The organism is Candidatus Schekmanbacteria bacterium (assembly GCA_003695725.1).
Taxonomy (GTDB): Bacteria; Schekmanbacteria; GWA2-38-11; order GWA2-38-11; family J061; genus J061.
Map to the genome: position 1 here is coordinate 1 of RFHX01000351.1, position 5,497 is coordinate 5,497.

Genomic DNA, 5,497 nt, shown 5'->3' on the forward strand with positions numbered 1-5,497 from the left:
ATAAAGGCAGGATAATAAATCTATGTTTAGGGTTTTTTATAGTGATATTTATTTTTCTATCAGCTACGCTTTATGCTGTTTATTATAATGATAAAGTAATAACAAAAGGAGTTGTTGTCGTTGCAGAAGTTGATGCAAAATCGGGCAATGATTTAAAATCTGCAACGCTTTTTAAACTTCATGAAGGAAGTTTAGTGTATGTCCTTGCAGAGAATAACAATTGGTTTAAAATTGAACTTGCAGATGGCAAAAGAGGGTGGCTTCCCAAATTTGCCATTAGAACAGTATATAAAAATATTTAAGATTTTTCTTTTTCCTCTCCAGCTACTTTCTTCTTCAATCCTGTCTTTGTAAGTACTTCATCCAATATTTTGTCAAAGATTTCTCTATGTTCCTTCAAGAAGGATTTTGCATTTTCCCTGCCTTGCCCGATTTTTTCATTTTTGTATGAATACCATGAGCCGGTTTTTTCAACTATTCCCAATTCAGCGGCTTTGTCTAAAAGGTCTCCTTCTTTGGAGATACCTTCGCCATAGACGATATCAAATTCAGTTTCTTTAAAGGGCGGAGAGAGTTTATTCTTGACCACTTTCACTCTCGTCCTATTGCCTGTAATTTGCTGACCATCCTTGATTTGTCCGATTCTCCTGATGTCGAGACGCACAGAAGAATAAAATTTTAAGGCGTTCCCTCCCGTTGTTGTTTCAGGATTTCCGAACATAACTCCAATCTTCTGCCTTATCTGGTTTATAAAGATCATAGCCGTATTTGATTTACTCACTATTCCTGTAAGTTTTCTCAATGCCTGCGACATAAGACGTGCCTGAAGCCCCATATGACTATCACCCATTTCGCCTTCAATTTCAGCACGTGGAACAAGAGCTGCAACGGAATCTATGATTATAAGGTCTATTGCTCCGCTTCGGACAAGGGTTTCTGCAATTTCAAGGGCTTGTTCTCCGGTATCAGGCTGTGATATCAAAAGCTCATCAGTATTAACTCCAATCTGTGAAGCATAGGTTGGGTCAAAAGCATGCTCTGCATCAATAAAAGCACAATTTCCACCCTCTTTTTGAGCTTCAGCGATTGCGCTCAGTGCAAGTGTAGTTTTCCCTGATGCTTCAGGTCCATATATTTCAATAATTCTTCCTCTCGGTAATCCTCCAATTCCAAGTGCAATATCCAAGCCGATTGAACCGGTTGGAATTACTTTTACATCCAATGCAATATCTTTTGACCCTAACTTCATAATTGCGCCTTTGCCAAACTGTTTTTCGATTTGTGCAAAAGCGAGATCAAGCGCTTTTTTACGAGCATCATTGTTTGCTGCTTTTTCAGCCATAAATAAACTCCTTTATATAATTTTTGCTAATTTTAACATATTCACAGTTTTGTGCAACACTTTATGCAAAAAATAGGGTTATCTCTAATAAGACTATTGTCTATTATCATATAACTCCTTTTTCAAAAAAACCAGTTTTTTTATTGGAGAATCTTTTCGGCGAGTAGTGTTTTAACAGCGAGTTGTCAAAATCACTTCCAGTTATTGAAGAAGCAAGAAATTTACCTGCCGATGCGCTATGCATTACACCATGTCCGCTAAATCCGCCTGCTATATAAAAACCGCTGATTTTTTCACTTTCTCCAATGATTGCATTGTAATCAGGGGTGATAGTCCTCAATCCTGCCCATCCTGTTTTTAGGCATATGTCTTGAAAGGCGGGTACTCTATTTATTGCCTTAGCTATCAATTCATCAGTATCATTATAGTTGAAAATACACTTTTCTACATCAACTTCTTTTTTTTCCGATGCACTCAAAAGAATTGTGTCGCCTTCAGGCCTAAAATAGAAAGGGTTGTCAAAATCAATTATAAGAGGTGAATCTTTGGGGATAATAGAATTATCTGAGCTTACGAAAATCTGTCTTTGGCAGGTTTTTAAAGGGAGATTTATCTTTAACTTCTTATTCACATTGTCAAGCCAAGGGCCGGCCGCATTTATTACAATGTCTGCTTTTATTTTTTCATTCGATGATGTTTCGATTATGAAGGCACTATGCTTCTGCTTTTCAATTCTAACTGCCTCTGTTGATTTTTTTATCTCTCCATTTTTATCTTTTGACAGAATTAAGAAATTGTAAAGCACGGTATGCGGGTCGAGATAACCGTCATTTGGAGTAAATAATCCACCAATAATATTTTCCGTGTTTAGAAAAGGAAACTTTTTTTTGATTTCTTTTCCATTTAATAGCAGATACTCAATTCCAAGATTTTTTAGATTTTTGCTTATAGTCGCCAATTGATTCATCGTATCCTCATAGGAAGCAAGAATCAAATAGCCATTTTTTTTGAAACCTATGGATAGACCAGTCTTTTTTTCAATTTCTTCAAAAATTTTGATGCTTTCGATTGTCATCAATATATTTTCAACACTTGAAAATTGATGTCTTATCCCACCTGCACTTTTTGCTGTTGCTCCTGTGCCAAGCATCTTATCTTTTTCAAGAAGAACGATTTTTTTTAATTTTCCTGAATTAAGGAGGTGATAAAATATACTTGCGCCTACAATTCCGCCTCCTATTATTGCCGCTTCGTATTCTTTGACCATTGTATGATTCCTAATTGATACATCATTCTTGACAACATTTATTCATTTTTCATAGTTTTTAGGTAAATTAATGATATGAAAGTTATGAAAAAAATAAAGATAAAAAAAGCAACTTATCCTGAAAATTGTTCGGGTTGTAAATTATGCCAGATTGTTTGCGCTTTTTCACATAAAGGTTTCTTTGCTCCATGGCTTTCCAGAATAAAGGTTGAGGAAGAAAATTTTAAAAGTACCAAACCAAATCTTTGTAGATTCTGTGATTTTCCACAATGTATAGAATCTTGCCCTCAGAAAGCCCTATATAGAAAAGAAAATATAATTGAGATTGATATTGAAAAATGTACGGGATGCCATGAATGTGTAAAAGGTTGTCCTTATAATGCAGTTTCTTTTGATGAAGAAGAAAATCTACCATTAATATGCGACCTTTGTGAAGGAAATCCTGAATGTGTAAATATATGTCCTCGGGATATTCTTTCTTTTACTGAATAGAGGATAAATTTAACTCGGATTGAAATGTTATGTATGGGTGGACAGGTAAGCTTTTAAGGGTAAATCTTACAGAGAATAAATTTCATATTGAAGAAATGGAAAATTCTATTCTCAAAAAATTTGTCGGTGGAAGGGGAGTAAATTCATATCTGCTTTATAAGGGTGTTAAAGAAAAAATCGATTCTTTCGATCCTCAAAATCTTCTTATTTTTGGCACAGGCCCTCTTGCCGGCACAATGATGCCCGCTTCTTGTCGTTTTACAGTCACAGCACTTTCCAGCACAACTTCAGGCCATGGTGATGCAAATGCAGGAGGATTTTTTGCTTCTGAAATGAAATTTTGCGGCTTTGATCATATTGTCTTTGAAGGCAGGGCTGAAAAGCCTGTCTATCTCAAAATAGATAGAGAAGGGATTTCTATAGAGGATGCGGAAGAATTATGGGGGCTTGATTGTTGGGATACGCAAAGATTGTTGAGGAAAAAATATCAAGACAAAGATTATCAAATTGCCTGTATTGGCATAGCAGGAGAAAATTTAGCCCGTGTTGCAAGCATTATGCACGGGCTTAAGCGTGCAGCAGCCAAGGGAATGGGGGCTGTAATGGGTTCGAAAAACCTTAAAGCAGTAGTCCTCAAAGGATTTAAACCATTAAGAGTAGCAAACAAGGCAAATTTTAAAAGAAAAGCGCTTGATGTAATAAAAAGTCATATCCGCGATGATATGACTCTTTATGGAACTCCCGGCGGTGTTATACCGGAGGTAACCAGTGGATATTCACCTGCAACCAAGAATTTACAAACAACTATCTTCGAAGGCATAAAAGATATTGATCCCCGTATTATGCATCAAAAATATATTACACATATAAAAGCCTGTTTCGGATGCAGTATAGGATGCGGACGCCTTTATGAAGTAAAAGATGGTGAATTTTCAGGACTTAGCGGGGAAGGTCCTGAGCTGGCTGCAATGTGGTCATGGGGGACGCAGCCGCAGGTTACTTCTCTTCCTGCTTTATTAAAGGCTGACGAGTTGAGCAACCGCTTAGGAGTGGACTGTATAGAAACAGGAAACACAATAGCTTTTGCTATGGAGCTTTACCAGAGGGGAATTCTTTCTAAGGAAGATACTGACGGTATTGAGCTCAAATGGGGAGATTACAAGGCAGTTCATAGTTTGATCGAAAAAATTGCACGGCGTGAAGGGATAGGGGAAATTCTTTCAGAAGGGGTTGAAAGAGCGGCTAAAAAAATTGGAGGAGAAGCTGAAAAATATGCTCATACAATAAAAGGGCAAAGCGTGCCTGCTGATATGAGAGTAAAACACGGTATTGTCCTCGGTTATGCAACATCAACGAGGGGTGCAGACCATTTGAGAGGATTATTGATAGATGATGTAATGCCAATAGATTATTTAAAGAATAAGTATGGAGAAGAAGCATTAAAATCTAAGGGAATCAAAGGTAAGGGCGGGGCGCTAAAATGGATACAGGATATGACAACAGTGCCTGATTGCCTCGGTACTTGCAAGATTTTTTACATATTAAGCGCTGGTTATCAGGTTTTTACTTTTGATGACTTTGCGCAGATGCTCGAGCTTTCTACTGGTGTGAAATTTTCTGCTGATGATGTTCAAATGGCTTCAGAAAGAATCTATAATGTAGAAAGGATGTTTAGCGTCAAGATGGCTGGACACAGAAGAAATGATGACAAAGTGCCTTCTCTCTTTTTTGAAAAACCGACAGATGGCGGTCCATCAAAAGGAGAAAAGTTAAGTTACAAAAATTTTCAGGCAATGCTTGACGATTATTATAGAGCACGTGGATGGGATAATGAGACAGGAATACCGTTGCCTGAAAAATTGAAAAATATTGGGCTTGAAGAAATTGCAGATGATGCCGCTAAGATTTTATCATAAATTTTGAATGTAAAAAGAAGACTTGTTATCTGAAAATTTTGAATTCTCTATAGACCTTGTCAAAGTGGCATCTTTTACAATTTTCTGGTTCATGCGGATGCTTTTTGCCCATCGGATTGTCAGTTTCAGGACCATGACATTCGAGACACGCATCATCTGAAGTATATTCTTTATGAATTTCGTTTGCGGGAGGTGAAGGTATCTCCTGTGAAGGAAGAAAATTCAGCGCAATTACTACAAAAATCGCAAAGGCAATAAAAAGATAAGTGCTTTTTTTCATAATTCTTACATTCCATTAATTATTCTAAATGGGCTTCTATAAAAAAACACTTTCTTAGTCAAGTGCGAAAGTTTTATTGTTTATCATATTCTTATGCGAATAGTGTATATTCTTCATTTATTCAAAATTTATGATAAAATCTTAGCGGCATCATCTGCAATTTCTTCAAGCCCAATATTTTTCAATTTTTCAGGCAACGG

General features: G+C 36.7%; 6 protein-coding genes. 3 read left to right on the forward strand and 3 right to left on the reverse strand.

Annotated elements, in window-relative coordinates; genetic code table 11:
- On the forward strand, positions 1-302 hold a 302-nt coding region (locus D6734_12715), incomplete at its 5' end, for a hypothetical protein (GenBank protein ID RMF92255.1).
- Here the strand turns inward: D6734_12715 and recA are convergent.
- The gene (gene recA / locus D6734_12720) at positions 299-1,342 is read right to left on the reverse strand and encodes a recombinase RecA (protein RMF92256.1); all 1,044 of its coding nucleotides are present in this window, start codon (positions 1,340-1,342) and stop codon (positions 299-301) included. The two genes, D6734_12715 and recA, sit on opposite strands and share 4 nt — an antisense overlap.
- A 106-nt stretch (positions 1,343-1,448) precedes the next feature.
- On the reverse strand, positions 1,449-2,609 hold the full coding sequence (locus D6734_12725; GenBank protein RMF92257.1) for an FAD-binding oxidoreductase: 1,161 nt from the start codon (positions 2,607-2,609) through the stop codon (positions 1,449-1,451).
- Between the two features lie 75 nt (positions 2,610-2,684).
- Here D6734_12725 and D6734_12730 point away from each other — a divergent pair, with 75 nt between their 5' ends.
- Positions 2,685-3,101, forward strand: coding sequence for a 4Fe-4S dicluster domain-containing protein (locus tag D6734_12730; protein RMF92258.1), 417 nt, complete (start codon positions 2,685-2,687; stop codon positions 3,099-3,101).
- 29 nt (positions 3,102-3,130) lie between these two features.
- Entirely contained in the window at positions 3,131-5,017 is a 1,887-nt protein-coding gene (locus D6734_12735; protein RMF92259.1) for a hypothetical protein, read from the forward strand.
- A gap of 25 nt (positions 5,018-5,042) precedes the next feature.
- Here D6734_12735 and D6734_12740 read toward each other — a convergent pair whose 3' ends face one another.
- Positions 5,043-5,297, reverse strand: a complete 255-nt coding sequence (locus D6734_12740; GenBank protein RMF92260.1) for a hypothetical protein — start codon at positions 5,295-5,297, stop codon at positions 5,043-5,045.
- Positions 5,298-5,497: the final 200 nt, after the last annotated feature.